This window comes from Pseudomonas sp. TJI-51 (assembly GCF_000190455.2).
Classification (GTDB): domain Bacteria; phylum Pseudomonadota; class Gammaproteobacteria; order Pseudomonadales; family Pseudomonadaceae; genus Aquipseudomonas; species Aquipseudomonas juntendi.
Window position 1 is genome coordinate 103,595 of sequence record NZ_AEWE02000046.1, and the last position, 20,425, is coordinate 124,019.

Sequence of the window (20,425 nt, forward strand, 5' to 3'; positions counted from 1 at the left end):
TTCCTTCAGACTTGATTACGATATAAACAAGAGCGAGGTAGTCATTGCCTCTTGCGTAAAAACCTTGCGCCTGAAATTGTTATTCAGTCGAGGGTCAAAGTGTAAAAAAATATTTGTTTGTATTTGCGATTTTTTATGAGCTAGTCTCTTGCCACTCGCGGGCCGGAGTGCCCGTGATTGCGTTTAAATATCAGCGGAGCTGATACAGGGCATATGTACTATCGAGAGGGAATTTAATTGCGATGCCTGGCGAAACATACCTCTGGCGCAGGTCTTTTTCTGATAATCAATTGCATGCCACTGCCAGTGCATGCCGATCAGAATTGCTCGCGCATCGTATCCAACGTTGAGCGCCTGGCCTGTTTCGATCAATCCGCCGGAACACCTGCGCACCGCGTGGCCGCGCAGTGGTCGGCACCGGAGCAGGACTCCCCCACGGTGCGTCGGGTGCTGGCCTATGAAACAGGCCGAAATCCCGACGATTTGACGTTCCGGCTCACGCGTGAAGACGAGGGGCTGACGATTTCTGCACCCGCAATCGCTTCGGCTGCACCGCACCCCTACCTGGTAATCAGCTGTTTGCAGAACATCTCGCGGTTGCAACTGATCGCCGCACACCCCGTGGATGCCAGCCGGCTGACGGTGCGCTTGCAGGGGGAGCGTGGCGCCACCGCCGCGACGCCCTGGCAGGTGACGGAGAACGGTCAGGTGCTCGATGCCGGCCGCGGCCTGCCCGGAATCGAACAGATCAGGCAGCTGATCGGGGCCCGGCGCATCCAGGTTCACAGCGAAAACCCTGCCGTTGGCGGGTTGGTCTTCGACGCTCAGGGGCTTGACCCGCTTATCGGCGAGGTGCGCAAGGCATGTCGCTGGTAGCCGAGGTCAATGCACAGGAAATCGCCCGGTTGCTCAAAGCCATCGACGCGCAAGCACCGGCCGGCCTGTTCGATGTGGAGGATGAGACCTACCAGGCCATCGACCAGGAAATGGTCAAGCTGGGTGGCCTGCAGGAGGGCACGATCGATTGGGTCTCATCGAGGAAGCGTCGCGCCAGTACCTGGGGCAACAGTGCAAGCATCTGCGCATCGTGGCACACCTGAGTGCCGCATGGCTTCGCAGTGCTTGTTGGGAACGCTGGGCGCTCACGTTGACCTTGCTGGCCGGCATGGTCGAGCGCTACTGGGAGACGGCTTATCCCAAGCCAGGGCCCAAGGGTTACCTGGGTAAGCGCAAGCTGGTTGGCTTGGTGCTCAACCGCTTGAACGAAGCCCTGCCGCGCCTGGACCGTTTCACCTATAGCCCTGCGCATGCGGCCGGGGCGCAACAGGCGCTGCTGCGGCTGCAACAGCTGCAAGCCGTGGCCCTGCTGGACGACGCCATGCTCGATGATATGGCGCGGCTGCTACGCAAGCACTCGGAACGGGCGAGTGGCGCAGGCGAGCCTGCTGCGGCCAGGGCTTCGGCGCCCGTCATCAAGCCCGCGCCACTGGCCGAAGTCATCGCCACACCCATGCCCCGCGTGTCGCTAGGCAACGAGCGTGAATCACGAAGGGCGGTGCTGAGCATGGCTGAGCTGATCAACCAGCAGGACCCCTACGACCCAGCGGGGTATCAGTTGCGTCGCTTCGGCTTGTGGGCTCACATCCAGGCCGCGCCTCAGGCGGGGCAAGGTCACCGCACCGAGCTGATGGCGGTGCCGCTGGAGATCGCCGGCGATTATGAAGAGGCCATTGCCGGCAGCGTGTTCGACGCGGCGCTGCTGCAGCGGATCGAAAAAAGCGTGTCGGCTTGCCCCTTCTGGATGCGCGGCAGCTTGCTTGCGGCCACCACCGCCACACGGTTGGCAATGCCTGAGGTGGCCGAAGCCATCCGCGCAGCGACTGCCCGGTTCGTCCAGCGTATCCCCGCCCTGCAGCAGTTGTGCTTCAGCGACGGCACGGCGTTTCTGGACGACCAGTGCATGGCCTGGCTCAAAGGCGCAGGCCAGCAACCGCAAGCTGAAACGGCGCAAGAGTTCGTGGGCCTGCGCGAAGAACTTGTCAGCCAGTTGGAAAGCGGTGGGGTAGAGCCGGTTTTGCTCAGGCTCCAGGCCATGCAGGCAGATATTCGCGCGCCGCGTGAGCGCTGCCACACCACCGTGATCGCGGCCGATCTGCTGGCCGCGCGCGGCGTCTCGTGGCTGGCTCAGGACCTGTGCGCCAGTGTTGCCCGAACCATGCAGCAAACCATGGCCAGTGCCTGGGAGCCGGAGGTGTTCAAACGCCTGCAACAGCATGCCGCCCCTGATGCGTTGGCCGATCAGAACAAGGACTAGGACCCGCCATGAATCAACGATGGACGCTATTGAAACGTTGGCTTTTGCCCCTGGCGACTCGAGTCGGCCTGGTCATGCCTGTGCTGCTTGTGCTGGGCAGCGTGCTGATGCTGGCCGCCATCTGGTGGCTAGGCCCACAGTGGGCATGGCGTGAACAGCATCCGCTGGCCAGCATTGCGCACCGCAGTCTGGCCAGCCTGGTGCTCGTGCTGGTGCCGCTGCTGTGCTGGCTGTTGGTGCTGCGCAGGCGCTACGTGCGCCTTCAGGCAGAGCGCAACGAGGCGGCGGCCGCAGAGCTGGACAGCGTATTGCCGTTGCTTCGGGCCCAGGAAAACGCCTTGGACCAAGGGCTGGCGCGATTGCTCGGCAGTGCGGGAGGGCGGCGTGCCCTGTACCGATTGCCCTGGTACCTGGTGATAGGCGACCAGCATGCGGGCAAGTCCAGTTTCATCGACCGTACGGAGCAAAGCTTTTCCCTGACCCGGATCGACACGGTGCAGGCGCGGGATACACAGGCGCAGGCCCTGGCCTTCCCGATAGGCTGGTGGGTCAGCAACGAGGCGGTCATCATCGATCCGCCCGGGGCCTTTATCAGGCAGGACTCGCCGGCAGGCTCGCTCGCCGGGGCGCCAGGTGCCCCGCAAGTGCCACCGGCTACACCCGCCAGGCTCTGGCAGCACCTGCTGGGGTGGCTCGTACGAAATCGCAGCCAGCGGGCACTCAATGGCATGGTGCTGGTCGTGGACCTGCCTGCGTTATTGCAGGGTACGCCCGAGCAGCGTGTTGCCTTGGCCCACAGGCTGCGCACGCGGCTGTACGAAGTCAGCAGCCAGTTGGGCTCGCGCCTGCCGTTGTATGTGGTACTGAGCAAATTCGATCTGCTGGACGGCTTCGACCAGCTCTATGGGGGCCTTCCCGTCGACCTGCGGGAAAACATGCTGGGCTTCACCTTCAAGCTGGATACGGTCGGCTCCTTCGATGCCTGGCTGCAGGAGTATGGCGACCATTACCAGCAGTTGCTCAATCGGCTGTTCGAGCAGGTGGTGGATCGACTCGATACCTTGGCCAGTGCGCCGCAGCGCGCGCGGCTGTTCTCGTTGCATGCCCAGTTGATCGGCTTGCGCCCGATACTGCTGGGTCTCCTGAAAGAAACGCTGGCGAGTGACCGTTACACCACACCCGCCCTGGTGCGGGGGGTGTACTGGTCTTCGGTCATTCAGCAAGGGGACGTGCTCAACGCCTTCGTGCGCGAGTCAGCCCAGCCCTACAACACAGCGCTTCCGTTGCTAGAGGGCAAGGCGCAAGGCAAAGCGTTTGCCTACTTCATCCAGCATGCGTTCCGGCGTGTCATCTACAAGGAGGCGGGGCTTGCCGGAGACAACATCAAGGTGGCGCGCAGCAAGCGCCGGTTGTTATGGGTCGGCTCGGGTGTAGGCATGCTGGCTTTCTGTGTTGCCGTAGCCAGCTGGCAGCGCTTTTTCGACATCAATGGCGCCAAGGCCGCCAACGTGCTCGCCAAAAGCCGGGAGTACAGCCACCACCAGGTGGATCAGCGCCTGGACCCGACCGGGCGCAACCTGCTGGAGCCGCTGGACCAGATCCGCGATGCGGTTTCAGTGTTTGGCGACTACCGTGCCGCCTGGCCGGGTGTTTCCGATCTAGGCCTCTACCAGGGGCGTATCATTGGCCCGCGTGTCGATGAGGCTTACCTCAGCTTGCTCTCCAGGCGATTCCTGCCGGCCTTGGCCAGTGGCGTGCTCGACGCCATGGATGCCGCTACGCCTGGCAGTGAACGGCAAATGGCTGCCCTGCGGGTTTACCGTATGCTGGAAGACCGCCAGAACCGGCGGCCTGAGTGGGTCGAGACATGGATGGCCCGCCAGTGGCAGCAACAGTTTCCTGGCCAAGGGCAGCTGCAGCGCGACCTCATGCGCCACCTGAAGTACGCCTTGGCCTATGCCGACACCGAGTTGCCGCAGTACCGCCAGCGTATCGCCGTGGTGCAGGCGGCGTTGCGCAAGGTGCCGTTACCGGAGCGGGTATATGCCGGGCTCAAGCAGCAGGCTCAGGAACACCTGCTCACGGGCCTGGATTTGCGTCAGCAGGTCGGCCCCGCGTTCGACGTGGTGTACCAGCGCTCGGCTGGGGCCAGCGGCGAGGATGTGCGACTGGCGCCGATACACACCGCCAAGGGTTTCAAAGAGTACTTCGAGCCCCGCAGCCAAAGCTTCGCCGACATGGCGATGATCGACCAGTGGGCGCTGGGTGAGCGCAGCCAGCTGGAGTACTCGGACGCTGACCGGGTGGTGTTGAGCGAGCGTCTGCGCAACCTGTATAGCACCGACTACATAAACAGCTGGCGGCGTGCATTGAATGCCGTTTCGGTGGCGGATTTTCACGACCTCGAACACGGCGTAATGGTCCTGCAGCAGCTGACCGGGCCCGCGGCGCCGTGGCACCGGCTGCTGGCTACGGTGAAAGACAACACTTCGCTGTCATCGGCTGAGGTACTCGACACGGGCAGCGCCAGCGACACGCTCATGCCCAAGGGCAGCGAGCCCGAGCGCCAGCAGGCCTGGGCCATCCAGCGGGCTTTTGCGGGGCTGAGCGGGATGCTGCATGCAACGCAAGACAAGCCAAGCTACTACGATGAAGTGCTGGCGGCCATGGTGGCCGTGCACGACTACGCCAAGGCCGTGCAGGGCAGCCCAGACCGGGGCAAGGCCGCCCTGCAAGCGGTGCAGCAGCGTTTTGCGATGACCGGCCCAGACCCGATCAGCACCCTGCAACGGGTGGCCACCGGTTTGCCTGAACCGCTCAATCACCACGCCAAGAAGGTGGCCGATGAAACCGCCCGGGTGCTGCACATCGAAGCCCTGCGCGAGCTGGAGCGGCGCTGGGACACCGAGGTCTACAGCTTCTTCCAGCAGCGCCTTGCCGGGCGTTACCCTTTCGTGGCCAAGGCGCCGGATGCGTCGCTGGATGACTTCGAGTCGTTCTTCGGGCCCCAGGGGCGGTTGCAGCGCTTCAGTGATCAATACCTGAACGCATTCCTGCACGACAACCTCGAGGCGCTGCGCGCCGGCCCGCAAGGGCAGTCGCTGATCCGCAGCGATGTGATCGAGCAGTTGGCGCTGGCCAACCGCATTCGCGAAACCTTCTTCGACCAGCGTGGCAACCTGAGCGTGCAGTTCAGCATCGAGCCGCTGGGGCTCAGCGCTAACCAGCGCACCAGCCTGCTGGACCTTGACGGCCAGTTGATTGCCTACACCCATGGCCCGCGGCAGCTCACCGGCATCATCTGGCCGAACACGCTTGGCCGGCACGTGCGCAGTAACCTGACCCTGCTCAGGCAGAACGGCACTAGCAGCCGCCTGGAGTACCGCGGCCCCTGGTCGATGTTCCGCTTGCTCAGCCGCGGTTCGCTCAATGGGCGAACCGCAACCAGCGTGGACCTGAGCTTCAGCACCGGTGATGGCGTGATGCGCTACCGGCTCAGCGCTGAAAAAGCGTTCAACCCCATTACCCAGGAACCGTTCGAGGGCTTCCAGTTACCCCGTGGGTTGCTGCAGCAGCCGCTTGAGGCCCGGCTGTAAGGCGGGTTCGCAGGGGCGCAGGGATCGTTTGAAAAATGCCACGGCACCAAGCGGGTGCGCGACCCTGCCCGCCGAGCAGGCGGCGCGGTGCAGCACAGCGTCTGCGCCGCGGTTCCCGGCCAGGTTGAGGGTTGTCACTATCTTTCCGTTTTCTGTCCGATTGCCTGCTTACTCCACGTTACACCTAAACGGTTAAATCCCTGCCTGAACGTACACGGGATTTCACCATGAACACCTCCCTCTCCTTGGCGCCACAAGTTTCCAGCGAGGCGCAGTTGCAATGGCTACAACGGGCTGACCGTACTGTTGCACTGGACATCATGACGCTCATCAACAGCACGGTTGAGGATGGCGGGGTGCTGGGCTACGAGCAGGCGATGTCGGTCGACCAGGGTGTCGATTTCGCCGCGGCGTTGCAGGCGCGTATCGAGGGCGGGCATACCTACGCTTTGCTCGGCCGTGCACCTGCCGGCGCGGCGTGCCTGGTCATCCTGTCCCGTAGCAGCATGCCCAACTGCCGCCACATCGCTGACCTGAGCAAAGGCGTGGTACACCCAGACTACCGGGGCTCCGGGCTGGTGGCCCGGGCCTTCGCGGAAATCGTGCGGCTGTGCCAGGCGAAGGGTATCGAACTGCTGACCCTGGACGTACGCGAAGGCACCCGTGCCCACCGCCTATGGCAACGCTTCGGGTTTCAGACCTACGGCGTGCTCGACGACTACGCGCGGGTCAACGGTGTGAAGCACCGCGGCCACTACATGGCCCAGTCAGTACAAAGCCTGGCCCAGCGACTCAACCTGAGCTGAAGCGCCTAATCCTTCGCCTGCAGCCATCGCCGCCAAGGGCCCCCCTTTTCCATCATTCAAGGAACGCCACCATGGCCTTGTCGACTGCAGCCTTTCGCGATCAGCTGGAGCAGAAACTGCACCACCACCTGACGCTGTCTCACCCGATCTTCGAAGCCCTGCTTTCACCTGAAGGCAACAAGCCGCTGCTGCGCAAGGTCGCGCTGCAAGGTTACCAACTCACCAAGTACTTCCTGACTTATGTCGAGCACCTGTTCTTCCATTGCCCGCTGCCTGCCCACAAGCGCGCGCTGATCACCAACTGCTTCGAGGAGGAGACCGGGCGGCTCTCGCGTACCGATAACCATGTGGTGCTCATGCAGAATTTCTTGCGTGCACTGGGCATCAGCGATGCCGAGCGTGATGCCGAGCAACCGCTGCCGGCCACCTGGGAGCTAATCGACTACCGCCTGCAGGCGGTACGTGACCCGGCGCGTTACCACGTGGGGGCTGCCGCGGTGATGATCGCCAGCGAGGGGCAAAACCTCGAGACCGTTGCCGGTGATGCTCGTCACGTGCTGCTCGGCCGGGCGTACGGCCTGACCGAGCACGACTTGCTGTTCTTCTCCGTGCACCAGAAGGAAGACGTTGGCCACGTCAACGAAGGCCTGGATCTGGTTTCGCAGCTGTGCACCACGGCCCAGATGCAACAAGAGGCGTTGCAAGCGGTAGATCACACCTGCCAGCTGTTCTACGCGATGTACGAAAACATGTACCAGGTGTATTGCCGGGCTCCCCAGGCCGAAGCGGTGTAATACCCCGCGCAGAGGATTGGCCATGAAACAGAAATTCAGCTCAACCCTGATCGTCTCGGTGCTGGTAGTCGGCTTCGTGGTGATGTTCCTGTCCAGCGCCCTGAAAGGGCTGTACCAAGTGTACTTCGTCGACCTGGCCACGCACTTTGGTGGCGGGCGTGCAGCCTTGGCCACGGCAGGTTCTTTGTTCGTGCTGACCATTGGCCTGGTGTCGCCGGTGGTGGGTTGGCTGAGCGACCGGGTTGGGCCGCTGAGCACGGTTGCCCTGGGCAGCGTAAGTGCAGGGGTGGTGCTGCTGGGGGTGACCTTGGTCGGCAGCCAGCTGATGCTGTTCACCCTGTTGTATGGCCTGCTGGGTGCCTTCGCCCTTGCCGCGATGACCTACGTACCCATGGGCATTCTGGTCGATCGCCTGGTCGCAGAGCGTTTCAAGGCCTTCGCCTTCGCTTTCGTGACCAATGGTACGTCGATCGGCTTCATCGTGCTTTCGCCGCTGTGGATCATGCTGCAGCAGCGCGTGGGCTGGCAGCCGGTGTTCTCCTGGGTCGGCCTGATCTTCCTGGTGCCGTTGAGCCTGGCGCTGTACTGGGTGGCGCGCACCGTTCCGCTCAAGCCCGACCCGCAGGCGGCGCTGGTCAAGCACTCGGTCGCGTTTCTGTTGCGTGATTCGCGGTTCTTCGTATTGGCCCTCAGCTTCGCCAGCTGTGGGGCCACCATGGCGTTCATCGACGTGCACCTGGTGTCGTTCTGGCAGGGCGAGGGGCTGCCTAGCTCGGTACAGGCCAGCGGCCTGAGCTTGCTGGGTGTGCTGGAACTGGTCAGTGGCCTGATGGCTGGGTGGCTGGCTACCCGCTACAACAAAGGGCTTCTGCTGATGATGTTCTACCTGCTGCGTACGGCGGCGGTGATCGTCCTGCTGACCACACCTGGGCCGCTGGGTACCTACCTGTTTGCGGTGCTGTTCGGTGCCAGTTACCTGGGTACGGTGGTGCTCACGTCAGCATTCTGCTTTGCCCTGTATGGCGCCGAAATCAAAGGCAAGGTGTTTGGCCTGCTGTTCCTCGTACACCAACTGGGTGCGTTGCTGGCCACACAGCTCGGCGCCCTGGATTTCGACCGGCATCAAAGCTACCAGTTGACCCTGGTTGGCCTGGCGACGGCCACCGTGATGGCTGCACTGGCTTCCCTGTGGCTGGTTTCGGCACGCGTGGCCGCAGAAGCCTCGGCCCCGCCAGTGGCTGAAGCGGAATAGCCCCCGATCAACTGCGCATTGTTCAATGCAAACAAGGAGATGCACCATGCAATCGTCTGCGATTGGCCTGGACGGCTTTGACGCAACTTCGGCGCTGCACAGCAATCGGGTCAGCGATTTGTCCGATGTTTTCTGCGAGCCATTGGCCATGACGTCTGCTTATACCTTTGCGTCGGCGCAAGAGGCTGCAGAACGTTTCAGCGGGCAACAGCAGGGTAATGTGTACAGCCGCTTCACCAACCCCACGGTGCAAGCCTTCGAAGGCCGCGTGGCGGCGCTCGAACAAGCCGAAGACGCGGTGGCGTTCGCTTCCGGGATGGGCGCGTTTACCGCGCTGTGCCATGGGTTCCTGCAGCAGGGTGACAACATTGTCTGCAGCCGCGATGTGTTCGGTACCACCGCCAGTGCCTTCAGCGTTTACATGGCGCGGTTCGGGATCGAGGCGCGGTTCGTCGACCTTACCGACCTGGGCCAGTGGCAGCAGGCGATCGACGACAAGACCCGCCTGGTGGTGCTGGAATCCCCCTCCAACCCGCTGCTGAAAATTGGTGACATCCGTGCCATCAGCCTTCTGGCGCACGCCAAGGATGCGCTGGTCGTGGTGGACAACACCCTGTTGACGCCGGTGCTCCAGCGCCCGCACAGCCTGGGTGCGGACTTGGTCATCCATTCGGCGGGTAAGTACATGGACGGCCAGGGGCGTGCGCTGGCCGGTGTAGTGACCGGTTCCAAGAGCCTGATGCAGGTGTTGAGGGGCGTGTTGCGCACGTTGGGTATTTCCTGCAGCCCGTTCAATGCCTGGTTGTTGCTCAAAAGCCTGGAAACCCTCGAAATCCGCATGCTGCGGGTGCAACAGGGCGCCCTGGAGCTGGCCCAGTGGCTTGGCGAACAACCCCTGGTGAGCGCTGTGCATTACACCGGCCTGGCGCAACACCCTCAGCATGCCTTGGCGTGCAGGCAACAGGACGGCCATGGCGGCTTGCTGAGTTTCGAGATCTTCGGCGGCCAGGCAGCGGCCTGGCAATGGATCGATCAACTGCAGTGCGTGGCGCGCTGCACCAATATTGGTGATACCCGCAGCATGGTCACGCACCCGGCCAGCACCACCCATGGCCGCCTGGATGCGCAAGCACGGCGCCACGCCGGCATTTCCGACGGGTTGATCAGGCTGTGCGTCGGCCTGGAGCGGGTGAGCGATATCAAGGCCGACCTGCAACAGGCCTTCGATGCCGTGGCCTACCAACCCACGGTCCAGGCAGCGCAGGGCCGCCCCCGCAGTGTGGTCGCCAATGGCTGAACTGCTCGCTTCCGGGTTCTCCATTGGGGTGTTTGCCGTGGGCATGCAATTGCTCGCCCTGGTCGCGGTGCATGGCGCGTGCACTGCCCGGCAAGTGCGCGGTTATGCCGTGGCGTTCGGCTTGGGGTGCTGTGTGCTGATCGCAATGGTGGTACTGGACCCGTTGGCGCTTGGCCGCTGGCCCATAGAGGGTGTGGCAGCGATGACGATGTGCGGCTGAGACGGGCGTCCGTTCTTTGTGAAACAGCAGCAATAAAAGCCCGTAGGGGCGTTCAGGAGTTGTTAAATGTATAAAAAATTGGCCATCAGCCTGTTATTGGGGTGTGCGCTGCCGTTGGCAGCGGCCCAGGCTGAGGTTGCATCCGACGCTGGCGAGACTGTGGCCAGCGTCAGCAAGCGGCTGGTTTCGTTCTACAGCCAGCCCCTGCCTTCTGCCGGCAAACTGAAACCGATCAGGGTGCCAGCGGTGCTCTCTATGCCGGCCAACCAGGCCGGGCCAGCACCGGCTGTGGTGATATTGCACGGCTCGGCGGGGATGGACTCACGCGGGCCGTTGCACGCGGCCGACCTCAATGCCCGCGGCATCGCCACGCTGGAACTGGACATGTGGGGCGCGCGCCGGCTGGCTGGCGGCGCACAGGGGCGGCCGCCCCGGGTTCACGATACCTTGCCGGACCTGGCGGGCGCCTTGTCTTACCTGGCCAATCAGCCAGGGGTCGATAGCGAGCGGGTAGGGGTGCTCGGGTTTTCATGGGGTGGCGCCCAGGCCATGCTCGCCGCGTCTGCGTCCATCGACGATGAGTTGCAACAGGCCTCTGGGGTGCGCCCCGTAGCCTTGGCAGCGTTCTATCCCGTGTGCTGGGGATACAACCGTGTGCCAGGCTATGACTTGAAGCACCTGGCGCCGGCCCGCCTGCTGGTGCTGGTCGGTGAAAAGGACCAGTACGATGATGACCCCAAGGCTTGTACCAAACTGGTTGCAAGCCTGCCTGCCGAAGACCAGGCACGGGCAAAGGTGCTGGTCTACCCCGGTGCCGAGCATGGCTTCAATGGCCTGGAAGCCGCGCAGGAATACAAGGATCCGTTCCTGCACCGTGGCCAGGGCGGCTTGGGGCGTTCGGCACCGGACCCAGCAGCCCGGGAGGCGTCGCGCAAGGCTGTGGTAGCGTTTTTCACAGACAGTTTCGCCACCCCCACCGTGAGTGGTCGCTGATACTAGGTGTTTTCCTGGGTGATCACGCTGCGAAACTGCAGCGGCGGTTGCGGCATTTCCCGCCGCCAGGCCAGGCGAAAGGTATGGCTGCTGNNAAAAGGGTGGGCCCCCTGCCGTAACCGCAACGTTCGGCGATCTGTTCCACATTCAGGCGGCTGCCGCGTAAAAGGTCACGGGCCAGGTCGATGCGTTGGGCGCGCAGGTAGTCCTGCAGGGTTTGCCCCGTGTTCTCGCGAAACAGGCGTGCCAGGTGCCGGTAGCTGACATTGAACTGGCTGGCCAGTTGTTCGAAGCTGAAACTGCTGCCCAGGTGCGTGTCGATATAGTCCTGGGCCGCGTGTACCAGCGGGTGGATGTGGTTGCGTGCCAGGTCGGCCGCGCGCAGTTGCACATCTTCGCCAGCACGGCGACGGTAGATCACCAGTTCCTGGGCCACCTGGTTGGCCACGGCTTTGCCGAAGTGCAGCGACACGATATGCAAGGCCAGGTCGGTGCCGCTGGACACGCCCGCCGAGGTGAACACACCGTCGTCCTCCACGAACAGGCGATTTTCCAGCACCTTGGCTTTTGGGTAGCGTGCCTGCAGCAAGCCGACATAGCGGTGATGGGTGGTGCATTCACGGCCGTTCAGCAGCCCGGCTTCGCCCAGCAGGAACGCGCCGGTGCAGATGGAACACAGTTGCACGTCTGGGGTTTGCCCTATCACGTTCGCCAGCCACTGCGCGGTTGCGGCCAAGGTCGCAGCGTCGCTGGGGCTGGTAGACAGCTTGTTGCCGACCACGAACAGCAAATCTTCGGGCGAAAGCTGTTCGGGCAGGGGATGCAAGCCGCTCAAGGTCACACCTTGATAGCTGCTCATCTGGTGTCTGGCTGCGATGCAACGGACGCTGACCGGCGCCAACCGCAGCTCTTCCAGGCTGGCCATGATCTGCAACGGACCGCCGAGGTCCAGAATGTGTGTGCCCGGGAGTAACAAGAACCAAATGGTGCGCATGACGGTATTCCTATGATGTTCAAGCGCCTGACGTAAAGCGGCACCTCAGCAAAATAGCGTCAAAAGGCCATGCAGTGAAAGCCTGCCCTGATCGGATGCAGGCACTAGGGAAACGCTGTAAATAGCCGCTATTAATTCCCCATTCGCAACAATTGCTTCGATATTTGCATTTGATTGATTTATGTGGCCCTGTCACGCTCTCGAGCTGCCTCAAATATCGCCTGAGCCCAGCCCGGTCCGCTTTATCGCCTGGGCGGCGCGCCCAGCTGCCCATTCGCATTCATTTCATCGCGACCTGGCAGCGACATCGTTCAAGGATGCAATGATATGAATAACTGGCTAACCCACCTCACTGTCGCCAAGAAGCTGATGACCGGCTTCGGCCTGCTATTGCTGTTGGTGGTTTTGAGCATTGGCGCAGGCTGGAGCGCCATCAGCAGCTTGTCCTACCGGATGGACCGCATGAGTGCGGTCAACCGGCTGATGGACGACATATCCAAGATGCGCCTGGACCGTTCGGCTTACCTGCAAAGTGAAGGCGACGCCCAGGCTGCCAAGGTTTTGCAGGACAAGATCGTCGAAGTTGGGCAGCACCTGGTCGAGCTGCAAGGGTTTTTTGCCAATGCCGAGAATGCACGGCGGATTGCCTCGCTGGCGGAATACCTGGCCACCTACCAGCGGGGTATTGAATCCTTGGGCCAGGCCTATGAGCAGATCGAGCAGTCGCGGGCGGTACGCCGCAGCAGCGGCGACAGCGCACTCAAGCGCCTGGATGAGCTCGACAGACTGGCGGGTGAACAGAACGGCTTGCGTGACCAGGCACTCTACAAGGCGGTCAACGACCTGCAGATGCAATTTCTGTATGCGCGCTTTGAAACCCGTGGCTACACCTACGGTGGCAATGGCAAGCAGTACGCTGCTGCGGCCAAGGCCGTTGACGCGACACTGACCGCGTTGCAAACCCTGGGGGATGTTCTGCAGGGCTCGCGTGCAAGCCTGCTCAATGAGCTGACGCAATCCGTTACCGCCTACCGGGCCTCGCTGGACACTCACCGCGCGGCGTTGACCCGCATCGACACCCTGCTCAAGGACATCCAGAAGCAGGGTGATGCATTGCTGCAGACCAGCCAGGACCTGTACGACCAGCAGATGCAGATGCGCCAGGACGATACCCGTGATGCGGCGTGGACGCTGATCAGTTGCCTGGTGCTGGCGCTGCTGCTGGGCGGGCTGGCGGCCGTGTTGATCACGCGGCAGATCGTGCCACCCCTGCGCGAAGCGTTGGCCCGGGTGCGGCGCATTGCCGAGGGTGACCTCAGCGTCTTCCCCACGGGCTCGCGCAAAGACGAAATCGGCGAGTTGCAAGATGGCTTGCAGCACATGACCGGCAGCTTGCGACAACTGGTTGGGCATATCGGTGATGGGGCGACGCAGATCGCCAGCGCCACCGAAGAGCTGTCGGCGATTACCCGGCAGACGCAGGCAGGCGCTACCGAGCAGATGCAGGAAACCGAGCAGGTGGCTGCGGCCATGCACGAAATGACCACCTCGGTGCAGGATGTGGCCCGCAACGCGGTCGAAACCGCGCGCTCGGTCAACCAGGCGGCGCAGGATGCTGTCAGTGGCGGCGACATCGTCAAAAGCGCAATTGCGCGCATCGAAAACCTGTCTGCCGAGGTGGAGCTGACCAGCGCAGCGGTGAGCACGCTGGCTGAAGAAAGCGGGCGCATTGGCAGTATGCTCGACGTGATCAAGGCGGTGGCCGAACAAACCAACCTGCTGGCATTGAACGCGGCGATCGAGGCCGCGCGTGCAGGCGAGGCCGGCCGTGGCTTTGCCGTGGTAGCGGACGAAGTGCGTGCCCTGGCGCAGCGCACCCAGCGCTCAACCGAAGACATCGAACAACTGATCGCAGCCCTGCGCGCGGGCACGCTGCAAGCCGTGCAGCGCATGGAAACCAGCCGCGGCCTGACCGGCGAGAGCGTGCAACTGGCCCGCGATGCAGGTATTGCGCTGGAGAACATCACCCACAGCATCGGCGGCATTCAGGGCATGACCCAGCAAATCGCGGCGGCTGCCGAACAGCAGGGTGCCGTCGCCGAAGAAATCAATCGTAATGTGCTGAACGTACGCGACATTACCGAACAGGCGCAAACCGCCAGCGAACAGACCAGCACGGCCAGCCTGGAGTTGGCCGGTTTGGGCAATTCACTGCAGGGGCAGGTACGCCGGTTTCAGCTCTGACCCGGCCTGAGGTAGCGCGCCATTAAGGGAAAACCCGCATTGCTGGAACGTGGGGCGGGGCCTAGGATGGTCATCGACGTCAACCTTTATCGAGGAGTACGCGATGACCACTGCAGCCGAAGACAAACGCCCAACCCCAGACCCTGCTGAGGTGGGCGCGTTTTTCCCCTCACCGTATTCGTTGAACCAATACACTTCGCCCACCTCTGACCTGAGCGATGCCGAGTACCCTGGTGCGTACAAAGGTGGCCGCTGGAAGGTTCTGGTCATCGGTGCCGATGAGCGCTACCTGCAAACTGCCAATGGCACCCTCTTCTCGACAGGCAACCACCCGGTAGAAACCTTGTTGCCCATGTACCACATGGACAAGGCGGGCTTCGCTTTCGATATCGCCACGGTGTCGGGCAACCCGGTCAAGTTCGAATTCTGGGCCATGCCCTCGGAAGACCAGGAGGTACAAGCGTTTTACCGCAAGTACCAGGCGTCATTCAGGCAGCCGCTGAAGCTGGCAGAGGTCGTCAAGGGCTTGGGTGATGACTCCGACTACATCGGCGTGTTCATTCCCGGGGGGCACGGTGCGCTGATCGGCTTGCCGGAAAGCAGCGAGGTCAAACAGGTGCTGGAGTGGGCGGCCGACCACGATAAATTCATCATTTCGCTGTGCCATGGCCCCGCGGCACTGTTGGCCGCGGGCATGGGTAAAACGGCGGAAAACTACAGGTTCAGCGGCTACAAGATCTGTGCGTTCCCTGACGCGCTGGATGCGCAAACCCCGGATATCGGCTACATGCCGGGGCACCTGACCTGGAAGTTTGGTGAGAAGCTGCAGGCCTTGGGGGTAGAGATCATCAACCAGGACATTACTGGCAAGGTGTACCAAGACCGCAAGTTGCTCACCGGCGACAGCCCGCTTGCGGGCAACAACCTTGGCAAGCTGGCCGCGGCCGCCTTGTTGAAAGAAACGTCTGGGCGATGACCTGCGGCGTAGCCGAAGTGGCGATGCAGGTGGCCCTGGCGGTGGAACGTGCCACGACGCTGGCGGGTGTCCAGGATGCGCTGCGCCCCTTTGCCATGCGCTTGGGCTACGACCGCTTCGTGCTCTTTTCGGTGCGCGCAGTCGCAGATGCGCTGATCGACCGGGTGTACTGGGTGGAGGGCGACTGGTGGGGAGATGGGCAAGCGATCGACGCCAGGACCTACCTCACGCGTTGCCCGGTCACCCGGCATGTCCTCGAAGCGCGGGCGCCGTTTTTCTGGACCAAGACCTGTGATGAAAAGGGCGAGCGTTACCGGGTGGTGCGGCGGCCGGCAGGCGCGGGTGTCCACGGTTTACAGTTGCCGGTATTCGGGCCGCAGGGGCTGGAAGGTGCGATGAGCCTGGGCGGGGCGCGCATCGATAGCAGCCCTGAGGCGCGCCTGATGCTGGCCATGGTCGCTACCGCCGCCTTCCATACCGCCCGCCGTTTGCTCCAACCGCCCCTGGCGGCGAGTGCCACGCAACTTTCGGCGCGGGAGCGGGAAGTACTGCGCTGGACCGCTGCCGGAAGCCGGCAAGCCGATATAGCTGCAACCCTTGGCTTGTCGGAACGCACCGTCGAGAACCACCTGCGTGCGGCGCGGCGGCGGCTGGGTGTGGCAACCACGGCTCAGGCGATCAAGATCGCCCTGCACAATGGCGAGTTGGGCAGCCGCCCGGAATAGGGCAGTGGCCGGGTTTCAGGCCGCAAATACCACACCGGTACGGGCAGCCGCATTGCGGATATGCTCCTGCATGGCACGCTGTGCACCGGCCTGGTTGCCACGGGCCAGCTGGCGCAGGATCTTGCGGTGTTCTTGCCAGGTTTCCATGGCCCGCTCGGGGCGAATGAAGGGCAGTTTCTGGCTTTCCAGGAAAATGTCCTGGCTGGCGGTGATCACCTGCAGCATCGCCAGGTTGCCGCTGGCCTCCAGCAGGCGCCGGTGGAAGGCGTAGTCGAGGCGGGCGGCGGCGTCGAAACGGCCGGCACGCAGCTCCTGGCGCATCGCCTCGACATTCGCCTCCAGCGCATCGATATCCGCACCGGTCAGGTACAGGGCAGCCAGGCCTGCCGCGAACCCCTCCAAGGCATAGCGCAACTGGAAGGTGTCCACCGCCGATACCTGTTCGGCGTATGGCCATGAGAACGTGGCCGCCGGGGGGGCGGAGGGCGCCTGCACGAAAACGCCCTTGCCCGGTTGCACGCTCACCAGCCCCAGCGCACTCAACGACGACAGTGCTTCGCGCAGTGACGCACGGCTGATGCCCAACTGCTCGGCCAGGTCGCGTTGCGAGGGTAGGGCATCGCCGGGTTGATAGTCGCCTGCCTCGATCAGCTTGCGAATGGCCTGCAAGGCTATTTCCGGAACGGCGCGGGGGAGCGTGTCTAGCATCTGTTCAGACCAGTTGGGAAGCGGTCTGCGCTTTGTAAAGGCTTTACCGGGTGTCTGGCAAGCCTCGCTCCGTGCTGGCGCAAGTGCAGGGCAGGCTGCACGAAAGCGGGGCACGGCCATCGCTGGTGGGCTGACTGTTCAGACCAGTAAGACCGCGAACAGCCGCATGCCCCGGGCTTTTCCGGGGCCAGGCGCCAATGCTGGCACGGGCTGTGCAGTTTGAGCGCTAACGACCTTCTGCATACCCCGAGGCTTTCCCATGAAAAACATCCGCTCCCTGTTGCTGGCGACGCTGCTGTGTGGTGGCGCACTGGGCGCTGCCCAGGCCCAGGCCGACGCCCTGGCCGACATCACTGCCCGTGGTGTGCTCAAAGTGGCCGTGCCTCAGGACTTTCCACCGTTCGGCTCGGTCGGCCCCGACCTCAAGCCCCGCGGCCTGGACATCGACACGGCGCAGTTGTTGGCGGACAAGCTGGGCGTCAAGCTGGCCCTCACGCCCGTCAACAGCACCAACCGCATCCCGTTCCTCACCACGGGCAAGGTCGACCTGGTGATCTCCAGCCTGGGCAAGAATGCCGAGCGCGAAGCCGTGATAGATTTCTCCCGCCCTTATGCGCCGTTCTACCTGGCCGTGTTCGGCCCGGAGCAGACGTCGATCAGCGACATCGGTGCCATTGCCGGCAAGACCATCAGTGTGACCCGCGGCTCGATCGAGGACATGGAACTGACAGCGGTTGCCCCCAAAGGCGCGGTCATCAAGCGGTTCGAGGACAATAACTCCACCATCGCAGCGTACCTGTCTGGCCAGGTTGAACTGATTGCCAGCGGCAGCGTGGTGATGGCTGTCATCGCCGAGAAGAACCCGGCCAAGGTGCCGGTGATGAAGGTCAAGCTCAAGGACTCGCCCGTGTACGTCGGGCTGGCCAAGCAGGAGCCTGCCTTGCTGGCCAAGGTCAATGCCACCCTCGATGCCGCCAAGGCAGACGGCAGCCTCAACCGCAATGCTGAAAAATGGTTGAAGCAACCATTGCCGGCCGACCTCTGAACTGCCCCTGGATTCGCTGACTGATGGCCTATCAATTCGATTTCGCGCCCGTGTTGGCCCAAGGCGACCTGCTGCTCAAGGGGGCGTTGTTCACGCTCCAGCTGACCGCAGTGGGCACCCTGTTCGGGGTAGCCCTGGGCGTACTTGGCGCTGTGGCGCGTGCCTGGCGGCTCAAACCGTTCGATGTGCTGTTCGGCGTGTACGTGGAACTGATCCGTAACACGCCCTTCATCGTGCAGCTGTTCTTCATCTTCTTTGGCTTGCCCGCGTTGGGGGTGCGCCTGACGGAATGGCAAGCCGCGGTGCTGGCCATGGTGATCAACCTGGGGGCCTATTCCACCGAAATCATCCGCGCCGGTATCCAGGCCATTCCCAAAGGGCAACTGGAGGCTGCGGCGGCACTGGCCATGAGCCGCGCCGAGGCGTTTCGCCATGTGGTCCTGCAACCGGCGCTGGCCAAAGTTTGGCCGGCCCTGTCGAGCCAGATCGTGATCGTCATGCTGGGCTCGGCGGTTTGTTCGCAGATTGCCACCGAAGAGTTGTCGTTTGCAGCCAATTTCATTCAGTCGCGCAATTTCCGGGCGTTCGAGACTTACCTGCTGACCACGGGCCTGTACCTGATCATGGCCATCGCGGTGCGCCAGCTGCTGCTGTGGTTCGGGCAGCGCTTTCTGATGGGGAGACGATGAATGGAGTTCACCTTATGGGACATCGTCCGCAACTTGCTGGTTGGCATGCAGTGGACCCTGCTGCTGTCGCTGGTGGCGTTCATCTGCGGTGGCGTCGCCGGCCTGCTGGTGCTGCTGGCGCGCCTCTCTGACAACTTCGTGCTGCGCGGGGCCGCCAAGGGCTATATCGAGCTGTTTCAGGGCACGCCACTGCTGATGCAGTTGTTCATGGTGTTTTTCGGCATTGCCCTGTTCGGCGTCGATATTTCGGCCTGGATGGCGGCGGCCATCGCCTTGACGTTGTTCACCAGTGCCTTTCTCGCCGAAACCTGGCGCGGCTGCGTCGAGGCTATTCCACGTGGCCAGTGGGAAGCCTCCGGCAGCCTGGCCATGACCCGGCTGGAGCAGATGCGTTACGTGATCCTGCCCCAGGCGCTGCGGATTGCCGTGGCACCTACCGTTGGCTTCTCGGTGCAGGTGGTCAAAGGCACGGCGGTGACTTCGATCATCGGCTTTACCGAGCTGACCAAGACCGGCGGCATGCTCGCCAACGCCACCTTCGAGCCCTTCCTGATCTACGGCTTGGTGGCCGTGGGTTATTTCATGCTCTGCTACCCGCTCTCGCTGAGCGCCCGTTACCTGGAAAGGAGGCTGCATGCCCCTGCTTAGAGTGTCCGCGTTGCACAAGTACTATGGCGACAACCACGTGCTCAAGGGCGTAGACCTGAGCATCGAAGAGGGTGAAGTGGTCGCCATCATCGGCCGTAGCGGTTCCGGCAAAAGTACCTTTCTGCGTACGCTCAACGGCCTGGAGTCGATCAGTGACGGCGTGATCGAAGTGGATGGCGAGTACCTGGATGCCGCGCGCGCCGACCTGCGCACGCTGCGGCAGAAAGTCGGCATGGTGTTCCAGCAGTTCAACCTGTTCCCGCACCTGACGGTCGGCGAGAACGTCATGCTCGCGCCGCAGGTGGTGAAGAAGACGAGCAAGGCCCAGGCCCGCCAACTGGCTGAGCAAATGCTGGCCAGGGTTGGCCTGGGCGACAAGTTCGACGCCTACCCGGACCGCCTTTCTGGCGGGCAGCAGCAACGGGTGGCTATCGCCCGCGCCCTGGCGATGTCGCCCAAGGTTTTGCTGTGCGACGAGATCACCTCGGCGCTCGACCCGGAACTGGTCAACGAAGTGCTCGGCGTTGTGCGGCAATTGGCCAAGGAAGGCATGACCTTGATCATGGTGACCCATGAAATGCGCTTTGCCCGGGAAGTGGGTGACAAGCTGGTGTTCATGCACCACGGCAAGGTTCACGAAACCGGTCACCCACGTGATGTATTCGCCGCGCCGCGTACGGCGGAGCTGGCGAATTTCATTGGCAGCGTAATGGGCTGAGGGGGCAGGCTTCAGAGGGGCTGCGGCGGCGGGCCTGAAGTGAACCGGCAGCGGGCATCAGCTGCACCATGCCCACACCAGTAACGCCGCCAGCCCAGCCCCGACCGCTACCGAGCAGCCGCCTAGCGACAGCGCCGCCCGGCCTTGCCGGTACCAACCATCCTGGCCAAGCTGGCGCGCCGGCCCCAGCAGGCTGCGCCAGCGTAATTCCGTTTGGTGAAACGCCTGCAAGTTCGCGGCATCTGCGTCCAGCCAGCGGCGGAAGTCGATGCGCTCGCATGCGGTCACCTGGGGGCTCTGCAAGCGCACGTACCATTGGCTGGCCACGCTTGCCAGCACGTCCCGGCGCGGGCGCCCGGCCATCAGGGCCTGGTCCATGTTGCGTTCGACAGTGGCCAGTGGCAGG

Annotated in this window: 18 protein-coding genes and 2 pseudogenes; 17 read left to right on the forward strand and 3 right to left on the reverse strand. The window is 63.1% G+C overall.

Annotation, left to right across the window (positions count from 1 at the left end; translation table 11 throughout):
- The first annotated feature begins 294 nt into the window (after window positions 1-294).
- The 9 genes and pseudogenes from vasI (at window position 295) to G1E_RS11190 (ending at window position 11,272) form a co-directional block, all read left to right on the forward strand.
- Entirely contained in the window at window positions 295-876 is a 582-nt protein-coding gene (vasI, locus tag G1E_RS11150; RefSeq protein ID WP_009686348.1) for a type VI secretion system-associated protein VasI, read from the forward strand.
- Window positions 864-2,314 (forward strand): annotated as a pseudogene (gene tssA, locus G1E_RS11155) (type VI secretion system protein TssA). Before vasI ends, tssA begins: the two are co-directional and overlap by 13 nt.
- Before the next feature lie 8 nt (window positions 2,315-2,322).
- Complete coding sequence (gene tssM, locus G1E_RS11160) at window positions 2,323-5,910, forward strand: type VI secretion system membrane subunit TssM (RefSeq protein WP_047149822.1); 3,588 nt, start codon at window positions 2,323-2,325, stop codon at window positions 5,908-5,910.
- A gap of 227 nt (window positions 5,911-6,137) precedes the next feature.
- Window positions 6,138-6,716, forward strand: coding sequence for an N-acetyltransferase (locus G1E_RS11165; protein ID WP_009686352.1), 579 nt, complete (start codon window positions 6,138-6,140; stop codon window positions 6,714-6,716).
- A 71-nt stretch (window positions 6,717-6,787) separates the two neighbouring features.
- Window positions 6,788-7,510: a TenA family transcriptional regulator gene (locus G1E_RS11170; protein WP_009686353.1), complete on the forward strand. Its 723-nt coding sequence runs from the start codon at window positions 6,788-6,790 to the stop codon at window positions 7,508-7,510.
- A 22-nt stretch (window positions 7,511-7,532) separates the two neighbouring features.
- The gene (locus G1E_RS11175) at window positions 7,533-8,762 is read left to right on the forward strand and encodes an MFS transporter (RefSeq protein ID WP_029887442.1); all 1,230 of its coding nucleotides are present in this window, start codon (window positions 7,533-7,535) and stop codon (window positions 8,760-8,762) included.
- A 46-nt stretch (window positions 8,763-8,808) separates the two neighbouring features.
- Entirely contained in the window at window positions 8,809-10,059 is a 1,251-nt protein-coding gene (locus tag G1E_RS11180) for an aminotransferase class I/II-fold pyridoxal phosphate-dependent enzyme (RefSeq protein ID WP_047149823.1), read from the forward strand.
- Window positions 10,052-10,279, forward strand: a complete 228-nt coding sequence (locus G1E_RS11185) for a hypothetical protein (RefSeq protein ID WP_009686356.1) — start codon at window positions 10,052-10,054, stop codon at window positions 10,277-10,279. Before G1E_RS11180 ends, G1E_RS11185 begins: the two co-directional genes overlap by 8 nt.
- A gap of 66 nt (window positions 10,280-10,345) precedes the next feature.
- Complete coding sequence (locus tag G1E_RS11190; protein WP_009686357.1) at window positions 10,346-11,272, forward strand: dienelactone hydrolase family protein; 927 nt, start codon at window positions 10,346-10,348, stop codon at window positions 11,270-11,272.
- 22 nt (window positions 11,273-11,294) lie between these two features.
- Here the strand turns inward: G1E_RS11190 and G1E_RS11195 are convergent, their stop codons facing one another.
- On the reverse strand, window positions 11,295-12,266 hold the full coding sequence (locus G1E_RS11195) for a GlxA family transcriptional regulator (protein ID WP_256220438.1): 972 nt from the start codon (window positions 12,264-12,266) through the stop codon (window positions 11,295-11,297).
- Window positions 12,267-12,635: 369 nt separating this feature from the next.
- Between G1E_RS11195 and G1E_RS30195 the strand changes: the two are divergent.
- From G1E_RS30195 to G1E_RS11210, 4 genes and pseudogenes are all read left to right on the forward strand, one after another.
- Window positions 12,636-13,655 (forward strand): annotated as a pseudogene (locus tag G1E_RS30195) (methyl-accepting chemotaxis protein); the annotation flags it as partial.
- Between the two features lie 141 nt (window positions 13,656-13,796).
- On the forward strand, window positions 13,797-14,510 hold the full coding sequence (locus G1E_RS30200) for a methyl-accepting chemotaxis protein (protein ID WP_370593751.1): 714 nt from the start codon (window positions 13,797-13,799) through the stop codon (window positions 14,508-14,510).
- A 103-nt stretch (window positions 14,511-14,613) separates the two neighbouring features.
- Entirely contained in the window at window positions 14,614-15,486 is an 873-nt protein-coding gene (gene hchA / locus G1E_RS11205) for a glyoxalase III HchA (protein WP_009686360.1), read from the forward strand.
- Window positions 15,483-16,211 (forward strand): PA1136 family autoinducer-binding transcriptional regulator, encoded by a 729-nt coding sequence (locus G1E_RS11210; RefSeq protein WP_009686361.1) that lies wholly within the window; start codon window positions 15,483-15,485, stop codon window positions 16,209-16,211. The genes hchA and G1E_RS11210 overlap by 4 nt, the downstream gene beginning before the upstream one ends.
- Before the next feature lie 15 nt (window positions 16,212-16,226).
- On the opposite strand, the gene G1E_RS11215 is transcribed toward G1E_RS11210, so the two are convergent.
- Window positions 16,227-16,919, reverse strand: coding sequence for a FadR/GntR family transcriptional regulator (locus G1E_RS11215; RefSeq protein WP_029887434.1), 693 nt, complete (start codon window positions 16,917-16,919; stop codon window positions 16,227-16,229).
- Between the two features lie 259 nt (window positions 16,920-17,178).
- On the opposite strand from G1E_RS11215, the gene G1E_RS11220 reads away from it, so the two are divergent.
- Genes G1E_RS11220 through G1E_RS11235 form a run of 4 tightly spaced genes read left to right on the forward strand, consistent with a single transcriptional unit; the run spans window position 17,179 to window position 20,019 of the window.
- Window positions 17,179-17,964, forward strand: a complete 786-nt coding sequence (locus tag G1E_RS11220) for a transporter substrate-binding domain-containing protein (RefSeq protein WP_009686363.1) — start codon at window positions 17,179-17,181, stop codon at window positions 17,962-17,964.
- 23 nt (window positions 17,965-17,987) lie between these two features.
- The gene (locus G1E_RS11225; RefSeq protein WP_009686364.1) at window positions 17,988-18,653 is read left to right on the forward strand and encodes an amino acid ABC transporter permease; all 666 of its coding nucleotides are present in this window, start codon (window positions 17,988-17,990) and stop codon (window positions 18,651-18,653) included.
- Window positions 18,654-19,301 (forward strand): amino acid ABC transporter permease, encoded by a 648-nt coding sequence (locus G1E_RS11230; RefSeq protein WP_009686365.1) that lies wholly within the window; start codon window positions 18,654-18,656, stop codon window positions 19,299-19,301.
- Window positions 19,288-20,019, forward strand: coding sequence for an amino acid ABC transporter ATP-binding protein (locus G1E_RS11235; protein WP_009686366.1), 732 nt, complete (start codon window positions 19,288-19,290; stop codon window positions 20,017-20,019). Before G1E_RS11230 ends, G1E_RS11235 begins: the two co-directional genes overlap by 14 nt.
- Window positions 20,020-20,076: 57 nt before the next feature.
- Here the strand turns inward: G1E_RS11235 and G1E_RS11240 are convergent.
- The coding region (locus G1E_RS11240) for a DUF4880 domain-containing protein (RefSeq protein WP_256220439.1) at window positions 20,077-20,425 on the reverse strand (349 nt) is incomplete at its 5' end.

What these genes read in the sequence shown, in the direction of transcription:
- G1E_RS11225 (WP_009686364.1), top strand. Translation starts at nt 17,988, where the DNA reads ATGGCCTATCAATTCGATTTCGCGCCCGTGTTGGCCCAAGGCGACCTG.
- G1E_RS11185 (WP_009686356.1), top strand. Translation starts at nt 10,052, where the DNA reads ATGGCTGAACTGCTCGCTTCCGGGTTCTCCATTGGGGTGTTTGCCGTG.
- tssM (WP_047149822.1), top strand. Translation starts at nt 2,323, where the DNA reads ATGAATCAACGATGGACGCTATTGAAACGTTGGCTTTTGCCCCTGGCG.
- vasI (WP_009686348.1), top strand. Translation starts at nt 295, where the DNA reads ATGCCACTGCCAGTGCATGCCGATCAGAATTGCTCGCGCATCGTATCC.
- G1E_RS11230 (WP_009686365.1), top strand. Translation starts at nt 18,654, where the DNA reads ATGGAGTTCACCTTATGGGACATCGTCCGCAACTTGCTGGTTGGCATG.
- G1E_RS11235 (WP_009686366.1), top strand. Translation starts at nt 19,288, where the DNA reads ATGCCCCTGCTTAGAGTGTCCGCGTTGCACAAGTACTATGGCGACAAC.
- G1E_RS11170 (WP_009686353.1), top strand. Translation starts at nt 6,788, where the DNA reads ATGGCCTTGTCGACTGCAGCCTTTCGCGATCAGCTGGAGCAGAAACTG.
- G1E_RS11180 (WP_047149823.1), top strand. Translation starts at nt 8,809, where the DNA reads ATGCAATCGTCTGCGATTGGCCTGGACGGCTTTGACGCAACTTCGGCG.
- G1E_RS11165 (WP_009686352.1), top strand. Translation starts at nt 6,138, where the DNA reads ATGAACACCTCCCTCTCCTTGGCGCCACAAGTTTCCAGCGAGGCGCAG.
- G1E_RS30200 (WP_370593751.1), top strand. Translation starts at nt 13,797, where the DNA reads ATGCACGAAATGACCACCTCGGTGCAGGATGTGGCCCGCAACGCGGTC.
- hchA (WP_009686360.1), top strand. Translation starts at nt 14,614, where the DNA reads ATGACCACTGCAGCCGAAGACAAACGCCCAACCCCAGACCCTGCTGAG.
- G1E_RS11210 (WP_009686361.1), top strand. Translation starts at nt 15,483, where the DNA reads ATGACCTGCGGCGTAGCCGAAGTGGCGATGCAGGTGGCCCTGGCGGTG.
- G1E_RS11220 (WP_009686363.1), top strand. Translation starts at nt 17,179, where the DNA reads ATGAAAAACATCCGCTCCCTGTTGCTGGCGACGCTGCTGTGTGGTGGC.
- G1E_RS11190 (WP_009686357.1), top strand. Translation starts at nt 10,346, where the DNA reads ATGTATAAAAAATTGGCCATCAGCCTGTTATTGGGGTGTGCGCTGCCG.
- G1E_RS11175 (WP_029887442.1), top strand. Translation starts at nt 7,533, where the DNA reads ATGAAACAGAAATTCAGCTCAACCCTGATCGTCTCGGTGCTGGTAGTC.
- G1E_RS11215 (WP_029887434.1), bottom strand. Translation starts at nt 16,919, where the DNA reads ATGCTAGACACGCTCCCCCGCGCCGTTCCGGAAATAGCCTTGCAGGCC.